Below are 17,593 nucleotides of genomic sequence, written 5' to 3' on the forward strand. Positions count from 1 at the left end.
TTTGGAGGGTTACTGTGAAAAAAGCATTTCGTAAATATCATCGTGTTATTGGCATTATTGTTTGTGTCCCACTTTTATTAACTGTTTTAACGGGAATGTTAGCAACTATTATTGGGGAATGGTCTGTGAATATTGGACTTTCTTCTAGATTAATGTTGAAAATTCATACTGGGGAAATTTTTCATTTACAGGGAATTTATCCGATTTTGAATGGTTTCGGATTAATCGGTTTATTGGTGACGGGTATGAGTATGTCGGGTTTGTTCAATCAGAAGAAAAAACCTAATCATAATTAAACGCAGATGAACGCGGATAAACGCAGATGAATGGATTTCAAGGATTCAGAATAGAAAATCTTTTCTTCTTTTTCTTCTTTTTCTCCTGACTCCTGACTCCTGACTCCCAAAAATTATTTGACTTCTGTGACTCGCCAGCTTAGTTTTAGGTTAACCCAGAAGTTCCAAATTGTGGCTACTGCGATCGCTATTAATTTAGCTATATACTGGTTCATACCTAAGCTATTGAATAGGAAATTGACTACTAATGTTTGGATGATTATCCCTGCTAAACAGACCATATTGAATTTCAGGAATCTTTTGAAACGCTGGCGCTTTCCTGTCTGTTTTCGGGAAATATCCCCAAATGTCCACAAATCATTCCAAAGAAAATTATTGAGAATTGCTACTTCGGCTGAAAAAATTGTACTGCGAGTTAAACCCATGTTAATCACGGTACGCATGATATGAAATATGGTTAAATCTACAAATACGCCACTAAATCCCACTGCACCAAATCTGAGAAATCGCCCAATGGGAAAGTTGACTTTTTGACTAATTTTTCCTATTCTCCCAGTAGATAACCGTAATCTGATTAAGTGTTGAATATAGTCTACGTATTGTTTCCACGTCACTTTGCTTTCTCCTTCTGTGCGTTCGCGGAATACATAACCGGCTTCAGCAATTTCTCCTACCTGTCCCCGACCAATGACTTCTAAAAGAATTTTATACCCTATAGGATTAAGTGTGGTATTAGCGATCGCACTTCGTCGTACTATGAAATAACCACTCATTGGGTCACTAACTCTACCTAAAACTCCCGGTAAAATCACCAATCCTAGAACTTGCGCTCCACGGGATAAAAAGCGTCTAATTACACTCCAACTACTCACACCACCACCGTCTATATGACGACTAGCTAATGCTAAATCAGCCCCCGCTTCTATTTTTTGCAACAGTTGTGTTAATACTTCTGGAGGATGCTGCAAATCGCCATCAATTACGCCCAATACACGCCCTCTAGCCGCTTGCCAGCCACGTATTACTGCTGAGGATAGTCCTCTCTCTTCTTGACGACGCATGACCCGTAATTGGGGATAATCTGGAATCAGAGATTGTGCCACTTCCCAAGTTCGGTCAGGGCTATCATCATCTACTACAATGAGTTCATAATTACCAGGAATAGTTTTATCCAATAACCCACTTAATATATTGATCACATTTTCGATATTGTCACACTCTTGATAAGTAGGAATTACTAAAGATAGGAAAATGGCATTGTTTTCGGCTGTTTCTTTGGGTGTAAATTCAGCAATCATCAATGTACCAATAGGAACTGCTAATAAAGAATTAGATGAGTTGATGGTCATAAAATCAGTAGTAAATTTTAACTTTCTAAATCGCCTATAAAGGTTAACTCTCCATAGAGTACAATACTTTTGGCATATAGAAACAATGGATAAATTTTAATATTAAATATTATTCTTTTTCCCTCTCCTTATTACGATACAAGGGGTAAAGCAAAAGCTTAATGGTGTCAACTTAATCTCAAATCCCTACCACATCTTGTTCCTAGTCTCTGACTAGGAATACAGTTGATAAGGCTCTGCCTCTAATATTATTGAAGGCAGAGCCTTCTAGAATGCATTTCCAGTCAGAGACTGGAAGATGAATTGAGTTTTTTGCGGGATAGATGTTTTACGTTAAGTTGACACCAATGGGACTGCTCATTGGTGTCAACTTAAGCTCAAATCCCTACCACATCTCGTTCCTAGTCTCTGACTAGGAATGTAGTTGATGAGGCTCTGCCTCTAATATTATTGAAGGCAGAGCCTTCTAGAATTTATTCCCAGCCAGAGACTGGGAATGAGATGACTTGGGTTCTTTGTCATTTGGCAAAAGTCCATGTCCCAACCGTTTTGAGTATAAAAATAGTCATGGTTTGTGAAAGATAAAGTCATTCCAGATCAAAATGTGAAATAACTGTTCACACTCTCACACTCCCCCCCTATCCTTAACGAGAGGTCAAGGGTTTCGATAATTTTAGAGGGGGGAGTGAATAACTACAATGTGAAAACATTTATGTTGCATATAATCTTGATAAAGATATAATGGTATGTTATTGACGTTCACACAAAAACTAGTTCTCTGAAAAATTTATAATAATTTTATTTGAATATGAATTTATATTTAAAGAAAATTCTAGCTTCACAAATTAACTATTGGTTAAGTATTGGATTACTATCAATAATAACATTGTTATTGATTTTTTACCCTATTTACCGCATAAGTTTCTCAGGAATTTTTATAAATTATAATGAGGCTTGGAATGCATACCATCTGACTAGAGTAAATTCAGGAGAATTACTTTATAACTTGCAACAACAATGGACTCCAGTTAACTATCCTCCATTTTCTTTCTATATTGTCAGCGGTTTTAGTAAATTAATCCATAATCCTATTTTGGCAGGAAGATATTTATCGTTATTATCTTTGTTATTAATAATAACAATGGTAGTTTTTATAGTTAATATTTTAATTAAAAACCTTCATTATGCCGTTTTATCGGGAATATTTTGCCTAAGTTTATTCACGACAATGGCTCAAGTTTATATAGGCATGAATGACCCTCAACTATTAGGGCATTTACCAATTATATTAGCGTTATTAATTTATTTACGACCTATTAAAATAAAATATCATTTATTGATAGTGGCAGCACTAATGGCAGTGGGTATTTTTATAAAACACAATTTAATTGCCTTACCATTGGCTATAACTATCGAACTTTTTTTGATTTCACGTCCAGATTTTTTCAAATGGCTGATTTACTTAGGCTTGATTACAAGCGGTTTTATTTTAATTAGTATCAATATATCTGGTAGCAATTTTATTCATGAAGTAATGCTTACTGGTAGCCGTGTATATAGTATTCCACAGATTGTAAATAGTGTAGATTTGCTATTAACCAAGTTATTTATTCCGTTTATTCTAGCAATTATCGGTATAACTTATGCTGCCAGACATTTAAAACTAAGAATTACTGCTCTATATTTAGTTATATCTATTAGTACAGGCATATATTTTTCTGGAGGGTTAGGGACTAATATTAATATCTATTTCGATACATTTATTAGTCTTTCTATATTGCTAGGTGTAATTCTTTCTTATCTAGATTCCAAAAGTAAATTGGCAAAAATTTTCCCCCTAGTTATTAGCTTGAGTATCCTAATATCTACACGGATAATGATTATAGATAGTATTCACCAAATTATCCATTTACCTGATCTGGCAAAAGAAGAACAGATGAATCGTGTAGATGCCTCTTTTTTGGCACAGCAAGATGGTTCTGTATTGTGTATACATAATAGCATCTTCATCTGCTATCTTTCTGGCAAGTCCTTTGAATATGATTCATTTAATGGAGGACAAATGATAGCAACTGGAAAAAATAATAAAAATAGCTTTTTAGAAAAAATAAACACAGGATACTTTAGGACAATTCTTCTGGATAATGACTATTTGAATCTAGGGTTAAATGAGAATAATTTAAATATTGAAAAATCACCAATTCAGAAAATTCATATAATGTTTGTAAAATATATCACTGATGGGTTAGAAAAGAAATTCGGTAAACATTCATCTGTTCAATTCAAATCTTTGGATCTCTTGAGAATAAATATTCTACAAGCTATCAATGAACATTATATTATCAGCCATAAAAGTATAAATGGGACTTTTTATACATACAAAAAATAAGCAATATTACTTAATATTCTCCCGATTCTAGTTTACCAAAAATTGTGTTGTCAAAAAAGTATTTAAAAAACTTAATGGATTATAATTGTATAAGACTCCCATTTGATTTTTGTTGGCGCAGTCTGTGCTTTGTGCTTACAAAACTCAATACGCCTTAATATTAACCAGCGGAGAAAAATTTCGTCTGTGTAAGTAATTGGACAAAAATATTTACAGTCATTGCGAGCGAAGGGAAGCAATCGCAAAGGTTGTGATTGCTTAATTCCACTTCGTTCCACATGGCTAACGCCACGCAACGCTTACGCAATGACATTGTGTAATTAATTCTGTCTCACTACTTAGTCTCGATTTATAATCTGTTAACAAAGATTCTCTAGAACAATGGTGTTTATCAGTTAAATAACATTTAAAAGTTACAAATTTCAATTTATTATGAAATTAAACGAGTTGTTTAAGTAGGTGAACACAATAAAACCAAACTGTGTCAAGAAACATAAAATCGCTGAAAACTTCTGGCTCTTGCGTTGTTTTTATGGTAATTGAGGATTGATTATAACAAAACCCTTACGGGGCAAGGGTTATAAACAATTATGACCATATTTTCAATGAAATGCCTACACAATAAGGCTTTCAATGGTTTTGAACCAGGTTTTCCATAAAAAGAACCGAAGAACCAAACTTCTTTACTCTTGCCTCTTGCCTTGCCATAACAACAATTTTCAACGCCAACCTACTTATATTTAATCACCTGTGACTACTATAACTTTTGAGTCTATTCTGCAATCGGCTTTGGCAGAGGATAATATATCCCCTAATGATGGAGTATTTTTACTAAAACAAACTGACCCACAGGCGATCGCTCAAATTCAGTCTACAGCAAATCAACTTCGTCAGAAACAAGTTGGTAATACTGTTACTTACATAATTAATCGTAATATTAATTTTACTAACATTTGTGAGCAACATTGCAGTTTTTGTGCATTTCGCCGGGATGATGGTGATGCGGATGCTTATTGGTTAAGTTCGGCGCAGATTTTGGAAAAAGCTACAGATGCAGTGCGTCGAGGAGCAACGGAAATATGTATGCAAGGGGGATTACACCCACAAGCGCAAATTAATGGTAAGTCTTTACCCTATTATCTCAAACTGGTAAAAACCATTAAGGACGAATTTCCTCACTTACATTTACACGCTTTTTCGCCCCAAGAAGTCCAATTTATCGCCAGATTAGATGGAATTTCTTATACTGATGTGATTAAGGCTTTGCGAGATGCTGGTGTCGGTTCTATGCCCGGAACAGCCGCAGAAGTGCTAGATGATGAAGTCAGACGGGTACTGTGTCCAGAAAAAATTGATACAGCCACTTGGCTAGAAATTGTCAGTACAGCCCATCAATTAGGTGTACCCACTACGAGTACCATATTGTCTGGACATATTGAAACCCCAGAACAGCAAATTGTCCATTTAGAAAAATTGCGATCGCTCCAACAAACAGCCATAGAAAAAGGCTATCCTGCAAGAATTACCGAATTTATTGTCTTACCCTTCGTTGGTCAAGAAGCCCCCAAATCCCTACGCAAAAAGGTAGGAAGAGACCAACCAGTTCTCGCTGATTCCCTATTACTAACCGCTGTAGCCAGAATTTATCTGGGAAATTACATCCCCAATCACCAACCAAGCTGGGTAAAGCTGGGACTAGATGGTGCTACATCAGCCTTAAATTGGGGTTGTAATGATATAGGTGGCACATTAATGGAAGAACACATTACCACAATGGCTGGGGCTGTGGGTGGTACTTGCATGGAAGTAGAAACTTTACAAAATGCAATAACTTCTTTGAAAAGACCCTATCAACAACGGGATACTTTATATCGGCTAATGGGTAATGGGTAATTATCTCGTTCCCAGTCTCTGACTGGGAATGCAATCATAGAGGCTCTGCCTCATAGTATTATTGAAAAGGCAGAGCCTTATAGAATTTATTCCCATACAGAGTATGGGAACGAGACAACTGACCTATTCCCCATATACCGATTCAAGATAGGATGGATTTTGATTTACTTGTTCTTTTTTACTTAATGCTTATGAAAAGCTATTGGTCGCGTTTGCTTTCTCTAGTTTTAGTTTTAGTTATCGGTTTAGTTGGCTGTGCTGGTAGTCCAGATAGTTTAACCGGGGATTATCGTCAAGATACCTTAACTGTAGTCAATACGTTGAGACAAACCCTAGAATTACCTCAAGATTCCCCAAATAAAGCCGAACTTGAAGCAGAAGCCCGTCAAAAAATCAATGACTTTTCGGCTCGCTACCAACGGAATACTTCTGTTTTGGCTCTTAACTCTTTTACCACCATGCGAACAGCCCTCAATTCCCTTGCAGGACATTACAGTTCTTATCCTAATCGTCCCGTTCCTGAAAAACTGAAAAAACGTCTGGATGCTGAATTCAAGCAAGTAGAAGCATCCCTAAGACGTGGTGCTTAATGTATGTCTCAAGGATAGTTTCTTGATACAGCATCATTCAGGGCGGGGCTTCCCCGCCCAGGTTTCCCCAACCCGATTCTCACCTAAAAATCCCCAAATTTAGTTATCATAAAAGGCGGGAAGATTAATCCCTGCAAGCTAACTATGACTCAACTAAAAAATCAGCTTACTGTCGAAGAATTTCTCGCACTTCCCGAAAATGATACTACTTATGAGTTGGTTGACGGGGAAGCTGTACCTAAATATAAAAATGAGCAAATGTCTCCTAAATTCTTTCATGGCTCAACCACAGGAGCATTATTTATACTATTATCTACATGGGCGCAAGATCAAGGTCGTGTTGTTGTGGAATGGGGAATCAAATTAACCAAAAATCAAACAAGTTGGATACCCGTTCCTGATTTAACTTATGTTTCCTATCACCGTCTTGCTGCTGACTGGCTTGAAGATGAGGCTTGTCCTGTTATCCCAGAATTAGTAATCGAAATTATTTCTCCTGGTCAAACTTTTGGAGACATGATTGATAAAGCTACTTATTATCTACAAGCGGGGATTCTATTAGTTTGGATAGTAGATACAATCTCTCAAACTATTACTGTCTTTACAGTATCTTCTCTGCCTGTGACTTTTCGAGAAAATCAAATGATTAGTCATGAAATATTACCAGGATTAGAAATCACTCCTCATACTATCTTTCAACGGGCTGGTTTAATTCGTTAGTTGAAAGACATAGCAGGAGTCAGGAGTAAAACTGGCTTGCTATCTGGCTTTGAATTTACATCCTGTACCCTATGGCTAACGCCAAATAACTAATTATTTTTTACTGCTTTTACCCGCTTTGTGTCTTTTCTGCGCTTGTTCTAATCGTATTTTAATTTGTTCTAATTTATCACGGATTTTTAAAAAATCTTTATCAGTGTATTGGCTATAATACTCTCTAGCACTACATTCTAAAATGTCGTTTCTATTTACTAAATATCTAGCTAGTAAACTTTCATTAAAAAGAAAATCATAATTTGCTTGTAAATCCTTACAATTAATATAATTACTGATAGTTTTCACATATTCTCTTCTAAGAGAATGCTGTGATATTTTTGAATCCTCATCTACTTTTAGCCCACATTCCGCACCCCCCGGTGTCACAATCGGTAATTTCGGACTTTTTAATATATTAAAGGATGATTTTTATACAAAAAGGTCGAAATTTTATGTGGCGATAGCGAAGCGCTGCTGCAAGCAGTTCGCTAATCCCAAATCCCCCAACGACCATTTTTCGTTGTGTGACAGTTTAGGGTGCGGAAGATGGGTTTTAGTAGATCTATCTGATTTAGTTCAAGAGCATAATCATTTATTAGATGCAAAGCTGCATAAAAATACATAATAATAGCCCATTCAGGAAAATCCTTTTGGGCTATCTTTGCGCTTTCTTCGTTAGCTTGAGATTGCAGGAGATAAATACTTGGTTCTGTCATTGTTGAAAATAATTATTTGATTTTTTTTATCCTCCCTAAACTTTCTAACTACTTGAACCTCAAGATGCCAATTTCTACTCTTAGTAAGGGCATCCATCTTCCATTCTGTTTCAACTGCAAAATCAGTAGCTTCCGTTAGAAGGTCTATTCTTTCACTAGGATTCACGGTAGCTAGTATTTCAAATATTATCTTACGTGAATCACCATTTTTGTTGCGTATTCCCCTAGCCGCTTGAACATTGGGTAAAGCTTCTAGTTTTTCAATTAATTTTCTAACTTCCGCTAATTCTGGGCGTATTTTTTCAACAATAAACCCAAAGAAATTTTTCAAAGCATTGGGTACAGCGAAGAGAGTATTGCTTTTTAATTTTTCTAGGTGTAAAGGAACCATTTTCGCCTCCTGAGATTTTAGAAGCCATAAAACTCCATAGATAAGTTAATTTGGCTCTTCGGCACTTGTTATGGCAAATATGAATTTATTTACTCCAAAACCTTTATAAATAAAGGATTTCATGGGTTTTGATGCCACACTTATGTTAAATCAACCGATGGATCAACCTAAAGTCCTTATATGGTAAGGATTTTACAATTTGATGGGCTAATCTAGCATAGTAAGTCCCGAAGAGCCTTTAATTTTATCTACATTAGTGGCTTTTGAGTTGGATTAAGTCGGTTTGGTGTTTAACCAGTTAATCAACTATATCACCCATTAAAACAAAAGTTAGTAATTTATCACTTTTAAACACGGGTTCAAAGGATGATTATATATACTCAAACAAGTCTAATCGTGTTTAGATTAATCTAGCAAGGGTTACAGCCTGAGCGTAAGTTTCTGTACGATTGCTCATTTACCCCAGGCTCTAAAATTTCAGTTTTCTTTGTAAATAAAGCCCTATATACTGGTTCACCTTTGTTTTGAGTGGCTATTTCCCGTTCTGTGGGGACAGGGAGAGGATTTTGGGCTAACCATGTTGTTGTTCCTAGCTTCTCAAATGCAGGATGTTCATCAAAGCGATCGCACATTTCTACTGCTACAAATTCTATATCAGATTGCAGAAAAACAACACCACCCACTGCTAAATATTTCGCTAATTCTGTGACTAATTCCGCTTGGACTACCCGACGTTTCGCATGGCGATTTTTAAACCAGGGATCAGGAAATTGAATTGTAACTTTTTGTAAGCTATCTTGAGGTAAAGTTGATAATAAGGAAATGAGGGAATTATTCACATTTGCAAACAAATAATGCAGATTGGTTAAACCCATTTCATCGCGGATTCTATTTGCTTCTACTACTAGGGGTTCTCGGATTTCTAACCCTAAAAAATTCCAATTTGGTTCTACTTGTGCCATTTTGAGGACAAATCTACCTCTAGCACAACCGATATCTAAATGTAGAGGTAGGTTTTGTTGGATATAAATCTTTTCCCATTCTGGAGAAGCGGTTGGGGTTTGGAATTTACTTGCCAGGGGGTTTACGTGCTGACGAACTCGAACAGGTGACAAAATTTACGCTCCTAAAAAACAACAATTTTAAACAAATGTATACAAATATTATTAAGTCTAAATATTCCTGCACAGGTATACACAGTGAGAGTTATACTTTGAGAAAAAGAATCTTTGCAACTTTATTTTTAACATTTTCTTAAAATCAATGAAACTCAATTTTCGTTTTGCTATCGTTAGCGACTTACACATTGCGCTTCCTGAAACAATCTGGGATCACCCTAGTCGGTTTCATTTGGTGGAAGTGAGTATTCCGGCTTTTGATAGTGTATTAGAACATTTAACCCAATTAGATTTAGATTTTTTGTTGATCCCTGGAGACTTAACCCAACATGGCGAATCAGCGAATCACAGTTGGTTACAAAACAGGTTATCACAGTTACCTTTTCCATCTTATGTTATTCCTGGTAATCATGATGTCCCTGTTTTAATCGCCAATCAACAATCAATTAGCTTTGCAGATTTTCCCTATTTCTACCAAAAGTTTGGTTATGAAAATCCTCAACAACATTATTATAATCGGCAGATATTTCCAGGGGTGAGGTTAATTGGTCTTAATTCTAACTCTTTTGATGATAAAGGTCAGCAAATAGGACGGTTAGATAGTCAACAATTCCAGTGGTTAGAACGGGAATTAGCAAGCGTTAAAGATGAATTAGTTTTAGTAATGATCCATCACAATGTGGTTGAACATTTACCTAATCAATCAAATCATCCGATGGCAAATCGTTATATGCTGGAAAATGCTCCAGAACTGCGGACATTATTACAACGCTATGGAGTTAAGTTAGTATTTACAGGACATTTGCACGTTCAAGATGTGGCTTGTGCAGACGGAATTTATGATATTACGACTGGTTCCTTAGTCAGCTATCCTCATCCTTATCGGGTATTAGAATTTAACCGCGATGAATTGGGTAATGAATCGTTACAAGTTGTTTCTCATCGTGTGGAATCAGTGCCAGATTTTCCCAATTTACAAACATTATCACGGCAATGGATGGGCGATCGCTCTTATCCCTTTGTCCTCAAATTATTGACTTTACCACCTTTAAGTTTACCACTAGCACAGGCACAAACCCTAGCCCCCGGTTTACGGGACTTTTGGGCGACAATTGCCGATGGTGATGCTATGTTAGAATATCCCCACTTTCCGATTCATGTTCGTCGTTACATCGAAGAATATAGCGCAGTTAATGATGGGAATCCGGCTTTTATTGATAATCATAGTACGCTTTTAATTGGGAAGTAGGAAAAGGCAAGAGGCAAGAGGCAAGAGGCAAGAGGCAAGAAAATTTCTATTCCCTATTCCCTATTCCCTATTCCCTGTTCCCTGTTCCCTGTTCCCTTAAAGAACGACAAATAGCAAATACAGAAGTATAACCATGGAGGAAAGTTCTGCCACTGACAGGACCGATTTCACCACCGCAGAAAAACCCACCCATTGGTATGTCCTGGACGTAACGGCTAAAGAGTTGAGAATCGAAATTAGGTTTGCCATAAAGACCTGTTCCTCGTCCTAAACAGGTAAACATCAAAGCACCGACGGGAGAAGGTTGTCCGGCATTTTCACTTTGATATTCTTGGAGTAAAATTTCTAAATCTTGGGCTGATGCTTCGGCATCCCTCAGATGAAATTGTAACCTTTGTCCGGCACGAATGCGATCGCCAATTGCGATCGCCCCAGCATTAGGATCTACTCCCAAAACATTGCGAATTAAAAAATCCCCCGAATGTAAATTTAGCCGAAATTCATCCATTGCTAAACCCACAAATAAAGAATGTTGCGCCAAAGTCCTTTCTTCTTCAGTCAAACTACTAATTAAATTTCGCAACACCATCAAAGGTACTTTTTCATCTAACTCTAAAATAATATTCCGTTCAGCTTTAGTGACTTGCAACGGTTCACCAATGGGACGACATCCCTGGGCAACAATTGTATCTAAGACGATATTGCCACTTAAAGCGATGCCTACCGTACCTTCCCGATATAACTTATCATTACAAAATAAGCCCACACGACCATTCATAAAGCCGCTGCTGGCTTGTCCTCCCACCACCACTGAACCTGGATAAGCAAAATCTAACCCCTGCAACAAATCATTTGTTCCCGAAGCAAAGGGACTAGACAAGAGAATAAATTGAGGGACTACGGAAGGTGATACACCTACTAAATCAATCCAAGCAGTTGGGGAACTATCGGAATCTGGCAATTCTTCCGCCACAATATGAAAAGGTTGGATTTCGACACCGGGAAGATGGGCTAAAGTTAAACTCAGGGCTGGTTCTGCTTCTATTTCTTCCGTTTCTCCAGCCTGTTTTCTGCCAATGACACCCCCAGCACTACAACCAATTAATACAGGTACAGAAAGTTTTTCCGCCAATAAAGGCAAAAGTCGGGAATACTCACTCATAAAAGCAGAAGAAATGAATACCAGCCCTAAATCCGCTGGTGCTGTTAAAGATGCCACTGCTTGTTCTACAACATCGTTAATAGCCGCTTCTAAGGAAGGACGAGTTGATAGGGCATTTGTCCACTGCATTTGATCTGCCATGAGTTTTCGGCTGGTTTCTGTTTTGGGGTTAGTTGATTATTTTAACTAACTTTGTCGCTTGCTGAATAGAGTCAGATCCCCGACTTCTTAGAGAAGTCGGGGATCTCGTTGTTCAGTATAGGAAGTGGTATATTTATGATTTAATATCAAAAATTGAGGATATAAACACCTATTCAAACACAGGTGGCCATAATTCAGAAATGGCAATTTCCCAACCAGGAAATAATTCAGTTACGGTTAATTTATCATCTTCTGTTAATAATGTGATTTTACCATTAGGACGATAAACAGTAACAGTTAATTCATCAGGATTGATTAAAATTCCTACTTTTGCGCCTAATTCTAAAAATAATTTAAGTTTATCTTCTAATTTAGCAACTCTATCAGTTTTTGATTTAATTTCTACTACTAAATCAGGAACTAAATTACCAAAATCTCTCACAGTCCGTTTTAATCTTTGGGCGGACACAAAGGAAACATCGGGAGCGCGTAAATCAGTATTTGGCATAATAAACCCACCACTGGAGTCAAATATTCGCCCTAATTTACGAGGTTTGATCCAATTACCTAATAATCTAATCAATTCAGCACCAATTTCACTAGATTCTATATCCGATGGACCCATAATTAAAATATTCCCTTCTTGTAGTTCTATTTGATAGTCGTTATCATCATCTTTTAATATTTGTTCTATTTTTTCTACGTTGTTAATTGTGAGAGTCATATAATTTTGATCTCCAATGATATTTGTGATGATTTGATATTATAGCATACTTATTCAGATCCCCGACTTCTTTAAGAAGTCGGGGATCTAAAGGGGGTTTCCCCACCCTAAATTGTTCTTCCTCTGTTTTCCATAATATTACTTTTCAAGGTAATAGATAACTGTCGTAATCTTTCACTTACTTCTAAATTAGATTCCTGTGATTTTAAATGATTAGGTATTTCTGCTAATAAAAGTGGATTTCCTTGTAACCATTCATTCAAAGCTACCCCAGTCCAAGTACCTTCTTTTTCTCTGAAACCATCAACTAAACCTTTAAGTTCTTGAATACAAAATGATTCAAAACTCGCAGCATTAAAAATTGCAAATCGCAAGTATTCTTCAAAGGCATTAATATCATTTTCAACTTCAAAAAATACAGCTTCTTGTTCAACCATAAATCCATTTTTGAGATTTGTTGAACTTGATTTTCCTACTTCTATCACTCCTAACACTTGTTCCCGAATTGCCGGGTTAAAAAGTAAATCAGCACCATATTTTACATATCTTTTGAGAACACTATAAGCAGGTTCTTCGCCAGTATAGTAGTTATCAACAATTTCAATATCTACTCCCAGGCTTTTGATAATTTTATTGCGCGTATCACTATTCACAGGTCCACGAATCAAAACTTCTGCTACTGGACGTGCAAAGCGTAAAAATAACACAGTTAAACTAGTTTCTAATTTAGATAAAAAATAACTTTCTGAATTTTCAATTAGTCTAGCTTTGACTTGATTACTTCCCCATAATAAACTTGTCATATATTCAACTAAGTTTAAGGCTTCAGTTTGTAATTCTACAGCTAGTTGTCTAGCAATATTAGCTAAAAGTTTACTAATATCATTATACAAATCTTCGCGCCAAGCAAAGTTAGCTTTCATTCTGTCAAATTCAGGATTTGAGTTAGCCAAAAAGATAGTATTTTTCTTTGCAAATGTTTCTTTTCTGAGTTTTTGCATTTCTTGATCTACAATTTGTAGATATCTTTCTCGAAATTTCTCTATTTGAGTTAAAGAAGTAAGAGTTAAATTTTCTAAGTTTTTGTTAATAACAGAAGCATCATAGTATTTTTGTAAATCAGCTTTCATTATTAACCATTTTTGATTCCACCATTCTAAAAACAAAACTCGTTGATTGTTTTCTGCGAATAGCTTGGCTTGTTCAGGATTTTCTGGATGATTATACGTAGTTAGGTTTGGTTTTGTCTGTCAATGTCTCAAATCCTATTACATAGTATACACAGAATAGGGAATAACACAAGCCAAAGCAAAATAGAGGATAATAACCATACCTTCACCTCAGTTTTGTGACAAGTTGTATCTCATTATCTCGTTCCCAGTCTCTGACTGGGAATGCTATTCAGAGGCTCTGCCTCTGCTATTATTGAAGGCAGAGCCTTCTAGAATTCATTCCCATACAGAGTATGGGAACGAGAAAACGAGAAAAATGTCTGAAGTATGATTTTTAGGATTATTTTGATGAAGATGAGGGATTCATCATAAAAATCATCAAAATCACAAAAATCATAGTTTAGACGTTAATTTAAAATTGCTCTAAATACTGATTAAGATCCTCAATCACACGGGTAAGTTCCGCTTCTGTCGTTAACCGAATCCCTAGATTGCGAATTGTTAACAAAACTTTAGCTGCAAAGGGAGTAGGCCAGATATTAGGATTGCAGAATAGTTCTATGAATACATCCCCAGTGTAACGATACTCTAACGAGGGTTGGGGACTGACTTTACCTGTTCCTGGAGTTTTACTAGCAACAGCTTTGAGGCTTTTCATTAATTCATCTATTGCTGCTTTTAATTCTTGTGCTGCTTGGGGTGAAAAACTGACGGAAACAGAACCTTCTACTAGATTCAGTGTGAGAGGTACAGAAGACATAAGCTACTTATTAACAATAATTCGTAATTATCTATATTACCGGAATATGCTCTCTATTATATTTATAATATCCAGATCCCATATCCAGATCCCCGACTTCTTAAAGAAGTCGGGGATCTTTTTGTTCAATAAAGAGATAAATTCTTAATTAGCAAGTTTTGACCTATTTTCTATATATTTATTCTTAGCAACAAATACTTATTGGTGTACAGTAAGAGTTCAAGAAAACAAATTCTCTATTCCTTTTTTTCACAAATCACAATTATAAATATATGATTTACGATAACCGCACTGAAGTAAGAAGAGTTTTAATCATTACACTATTACTAAACATATTCGTGATGGGGTTAAAAGCCCTGGTGGGCTATTGGACAGGTTCTTTAAGCTTACTGGCTGATGCCTTACATAGTGTGACAGATAGTGCTAATAATGTCTTAGGATTAGTGGCTATTAAGTTTTCTTCACCGTTGCCAGATCGGGAGCATCCCTACGGACATAATAAGTTTGAAGCAGTGGGGGCTTTGGGTATTGCTGCATTTTTAGGAATAGCCTGTTTTGAAATTGTCCAAGGTGCAGTAGAAAGGATTCTCAAAGGTGGTGAACCTGTGAGAGTATCACCTCCAGAATTGTGGTTATTATTAATTGTTTTAGGAGTAAATATTTTTGTCGCTTTTTATGAACGGAATGTGGGAAAAAGGGTAGGTAGTTCGATTCTAATCGCTGATGCTACCCATACTATGAGCGATGTTTGGGTGACAATTTCGGTTATTGGTGGTTTGATTGGTGTGTGGCTGGGTTATCAATGGTTAGATGTATTACTAGCTTTACCAGTGGCTTTACTGGTATTTTGGAGTGGTTGGTCAGTGTTAACTGAAAATTTACCTTGGTTGGTGGATCAAATGGCGATCGCTCCAGAAACAATTCATGCGATCGCCGTTTCCGTCCCCGGTGTCCTCAACTGTCATGATATCGCTTCTCGTGGTGTCATTGGTCGTCAAGTTTTTATAGAAATGCACCTCATTGTAGATGCACCAGATGTAGAGACAGCCCACAACATCACGGAAGAAGTCGAAAAACAACTAGAACAACGTTTTCATCCTGTGAGGATTCTCATTCATGTTGAACCACCTGCATATCAGTCTGAGAGCATAACTTTTGAAACCGAACATAGATAAAGACAAGAATTCAGGAGTCAGAATATTTTTTAGATCAGGGATAGGGAGTAGGGATATAGCATTTCCTGATCATACTGAGTATATTATAGCATCGTCCTGGGAAGAATATTGTGGGTTTTATTTTTCCAACCTGACTGCATACCACTGTAAATATTTTCCTGGACCTAAATCTAAATTACAACTAGTATCTAGTAAATATTGTGCTTGTTGGCTGATTGAATTAAATTTTTGTAAATCTAGTGGTAAATCCTCCTGTGAGATTTGCAATAGGGTTGTTTCCAGCTTGAGTAGTAATTCAGCTACGGTGAGAAATTGTTCTGGTTGATTTGTCTCTAAAACAACAAAATCATCCTGTTGATACATTAATTGATTTGGCATTTTTGGTAATTGGTAATTGGTAATTGGTAATAATTTCTTATCCTGTTCCCTGTTCCCTGTTCCCTGTTCCCTGTTCCCTGTTCCCTAATTCACGATGGATATACTGGCATTGTAAAATGAAACCATGCACCACCGTGGGGAGATGAATCTACCCAAATTTGACCGTAATGGGCGCGGATAATGCGTTGACATAAACAAAGACCAATTCCATATCCATCTGTGCCTCGATCGCGCTGGAGACGGAAAAGATTCTCAAAAATGCGATCGCGGTTTTCTTCGGGAATCCCTGGTCCTGTATCACCAACACTAAATTGAACTTTTTGGGTAGTCCGATGTAATCCGGCTACAGTGATAATACCACCAACAGGTGTATATTTGATGGCGTTATCTAAAAGATTAACTAGGACTTGCCGAATGCGTTCAGGATCAGCATATACATAGGGTAAATCTTGGGGAATATCTGTTTCTACCGTTTGGGATTTAGCTGTGTAGCGATCGCTCAATTCCTCTAATACTTGTAAACACAATTCCCCCAATTGTAACCTTTGTGGTACAATTGGCAATTCTATATCCTCACCCCGCCCGACCTGTAACAAATCAGCAATCATCCGATCAATAATCCGTGTTTGTGTCCGGGCCTGTTTTAATAAATGTATAGCCAGTCCTGGTTTCAGGCGGAGAAATTCCCCCGTATCTGGATTGTAATTAGATTGAAGAGTTTCAATAGCGATCGCCGCCGCCGTCAGAGGATTGCGAAGATCATGGGCTAAAATGGCAATCACTCGGTCTTTAAACAGTAGCTGTTCTTGCAGTCTCTCCTTTTCCTGCTTCAGACGAAAAATTTCATCCCCTAGTTGAATGGCCTCCGCCGAGGTAGCAACAGAATGAATGGTAGACTTAGGCGCAATCACCTGACTCTTCTCATCCAAACATTCTTGGGAATCTTCCTGTAACTTCAAAAAAGTGGTGACAGCGGTTTGCCAACGCGGCCAGCAGATTTTTAATTGCGGAATAATATTAGTACCAGCAATAGTTTGTTGAGGTTCGGGATGAATTTTAACCAAAGCAGGAGTTGCTACTAACTTAAAATGTTCCGCTAAATAGGGTTGTTCGCCAACATCAATAATTTGTAGTTCAAAACTATACCCAGCCTCTAATTCTTTTAAGTAAGCACGAATTCGCTGCACTTGTTGACGGGACTGAGGTCGCCCATCAATAAACAGCAGTAGTTGGAGTGGAGCCTCAGAATAAATAGGCTGATCCTGGGAAACTTGCATGACATCTTGTTTCAGCACTGGTAACAACCTGGGGACGCTTTACAGACGGTGAAATGA

The 17,593-nt window shown here is 37.0% G+C and carries 18 protein-coding genes; 7 read left to right on the plus strand and 11 right to left on the minus strand.

Annotated elements, in window-relative coordinates:
• Positions 1–14 precede the first annotated feature (14 nt).
• Entirely contained in the window at positions 15–296 is a 282-nt protein-coding gene (locus HEQ36_RS05995; protein ID WP_053541212.1) for a peptidase, read from the plus strand.
• A 113-nt stretch (positions 297–409) separates the two neighbouring features.
• Here the strand turns inward: HEQ36_RS05995 and HEQ36_RS06000 are convergent, their stop codons facing one another.
• Positions 410–1,645, minus strand: coding sequence for a glycosyltransferase (locus HEQ36_RS06000; protein WP_168634895.1), 1,236 nt, complete (start codon positions 1,643–1,645; stop codon positions 410–412).
• A gap of 808 nt (positions 1,646–2,453) precedes the next feature.
• On the opposite strand from HEQ36_RS06000, the gene HEQ36_RS06005 reads away from it, so the two are divergent.
• The 4 genes from HEQ36_RS06005 (at position 2,454) to HEQ36_RS06020 (ending at position 7,237) form a co-directional block, all read left to right on the plus strand.
• Positions 2,454–4,034, plus strand: coding sequence for a glycosyltransferase family 39 protein (locus HEQ36_RS06005; protein ID WP_168634896.1), 1,581 nt, complete (start codon positions 2,454–2,456; stop codon positions 4,032–4,034).
• A 750-nt stretch (positions 4,035–4,784) separates the two neighbouring features.
• Positions 4,785–5,927 carry a 7,8-didemethyl-8-hydroxy-5-deazariboflavin synthase subunit CofH gene (gene cofH, locus HEQ36_RS06010; RefSeq protein WP_053538495.1) on the plus strand — a complete coding sequence of 381 codons (1,143 nt, stop codon included), beginning with the start codon at positions 4,785–4,787 and terminating at the stop codon, positions 5,925–5,927.
• Between the two features lie 191 nt (positions 5,928–6,118).
• Positions 6,119–6,517, plus strand: coding sequence for a photosystem II protein Psb27 (gene psb27, locus HEQ36_RS06015; protein WP_027402160.1), 399 nt, complete (start codon positions 6,119–6,121; stop codon positions 6,515–6,517).
• A gap of 144 nt (positions 6,518–6,661) precedes the next feature.
• A complete protein-coding gene (locus HEQ36_RS06020) occupies positions 6,662–7,237 on the plus strand; it encodes a Uma2 family endonuclease (RefSeq protein WP_039204034.1) in 576 nt (191 codons plus the stop codon).
• Positions 7,238–7,330: 93 nt separating this feature from the next.
• Here the strand turns inward: HEQ36_RS06020 and HEQ36_RS06025 are convergent, their stop codons facing one another.
• The 4 genes from HEQ36_RS06025 to trmB all read right to left on the minus strand — a co-directional run bounded on the left by HEQ36_RS06025 (position 7,331) and on the right by trmB (position 9,495).
• The gene (locus HEQ36_RS06025) at positions 7,331–7,660 is read right to left on the minus strand and encodes a hypothetical protein (protein ID WP_168634897.1); all 330 of its coding nucleotides are present in this window, start codon (positions 7,658–7,660) and stop codon (positions 7,331–7,333) included.
• A gap of 101 nt (positions 7,661–7,761) precedes the next feature.
• On the minus strand, positions 7,762–7,989 hold the full coding sequence (locus HEQ36_RS06030; protein ID WP_205748385.1) for a hypothetical protein: 228 nt from the start codon (positions 7,987–7,989) through the stop codon (positions 7,762–7,764).
• Entirely contained in the window at positions 7,949–8,380 is a 432-nt protein-coding gene (locus HEQ36_RS06035; RefSeq protein ID WP_053538492.1) for a hypothetical protein, read from the minus strand. The genes HEQ36_RS06030 and HEQ36_RS06035 overlap by 41 nt, the downstream gene beginning before the upstream one ends.
• A gap of 410 nt (positions 8,381–8,790) precedes the next feature.
• The gene (trmB, locus tag HEQ36_RS06040; RefSeq protein WP_053538491.1) at positions 8,791–9,495 is read right to left on the minus strand and encodes a tRNA (guanosine(46)-N7)-methyltransferase TrmB; all 705 of its coding nucleotides are present in this window, start codon (positions 9,493–9,495) and stop codon (positions 8,791–8,793) included.
• Between the two features lie 148 nt (positions 9,496–9,643).
• On the opposite strand from trmB, the gene HEQ36_RS06045 reads away from it, so the two are divergent.
• Entirely contained in the window at positions 9,644–10,747 is a 1,104-nt protein-coding gene (locus HEQ36_RS06045) for a metallophosphoesterase (RefSeq protein WP_168634899.1), read from the plus strand.
• 67 nt (positions 10,748–10,814) lie between these two features.
• Here HEQ36_RS06045 and HEQ36_RS06050 read toward each other — a convergent pair whose 3' ends face one another.
• The 4 genes from HEQ36_RS06050 to HEQ36_RS06065 form a co-directional block, all read right to left on the minus strand.
• On the minus strand, positions 10,815–12,050 hold the full coding sequence (locus tag HEQ36_RS06050; protein ID WP_168634900.1) for an FIST N-terminal domain-containing protein: 1,236 nt from the start codon (positions 12,048–12,050) through the stop codon (positions 10,815–10,817).
• 169 nt (positions 12,051–12,219) lie between these two features.
• Positions 12,220–12,774 (minus strand): Uma2 family endonuclease, encoded by a 555-nt coding sequence (locus HEQ36_RS06055; protein ID WP_168634901.1) that lies wholly within the window; start codon positions 12,772–12,774, stop codon positions 12,220–12,222.
• 107 nt (positions 12,775–12,881) lie between these two features.
• Positions 12,882–13,904 carry a hypothetical protein gene (locus HEQ36_RS06060; RefSeq protein WP_233455367.1) on the minus strand — a complete coding sequence of 341 codons (1,023 nt, stop codon included), beginning with the start codon at positions 13,902–13,904 and terminating at the stop codon, positions 12,882–12,884.
• A 454-nt stretch (positions 13,905–14,358) separates the two neighbouring features.
• Positions 14,359–14,706, minus strand: coding sequence for a hypothetical protein (locus HEQ36_RS06065; protein WP_027402149.1), 348 nt, complete (start codon positions 14,704–14,706; stop codon positions 14,359–14,361).
• Between the two features lie 272 nt (positions 14,707–14,978).
• Between HEQ36_RS06065 and HEQ36_RS06070 the strand changes: the two genes are divergently transcribed.
• Positions 14,979–15,881 (plus strand): cation diffusion facilitator family transporter, encoded by a 903-nt coding sequence (locus HEQ36_RS06070; RefSeq protein ID WP_168634902.1) that lies wholly within the window; start codon positions 14,979–14,981, stop codon positions 15,879–15,881.
• 117 nt (positions 15,882–15,998) lie between these two features.
• Here the strand turns inward: HEQ36_RS06070 and HEQ36_RS06075 are convergent, their stop codons facing one another.
• Together HEQ36_RS06075 and HEQ36_RS06080 are read right to left on the minus strand one after the other, a co-directional pair.
• Complete coding sequence (locus HEQ36_RS06075) at positions 15,999–16,259, minus strand: chlororespiratory reduction protein 7 (protein ID WP_053538487.1); 261 nt, start codon at positions 16,257–16,259, stop codon at positions 15,999–16,001.
• 89 nt (positions 16,260–16,348) lie between these two features.
• Complete coding sequence (locus HEQ36_RS06080) at positions 16,349–17,554, minus strand: histidine kinase (RefSeq protein WP_199924396.1); 1,206 nt, start codon at positions 17,552–17,554, stop codon at positions 16,349–16,351.
• Positions 17,555–17,593: the final 39 nt, after the last annotated feature.

Origin of the sequence: Anabaena sp. 54 (assembly GCF_017355725.1) — a bacterium.
Lineage (GTDB): Bacteria > Cyanobacteriota > Cyanobacteriia > Cyanobacteriales > Nostocaceae > Dolichospermum > Dolichospermum heterosporum.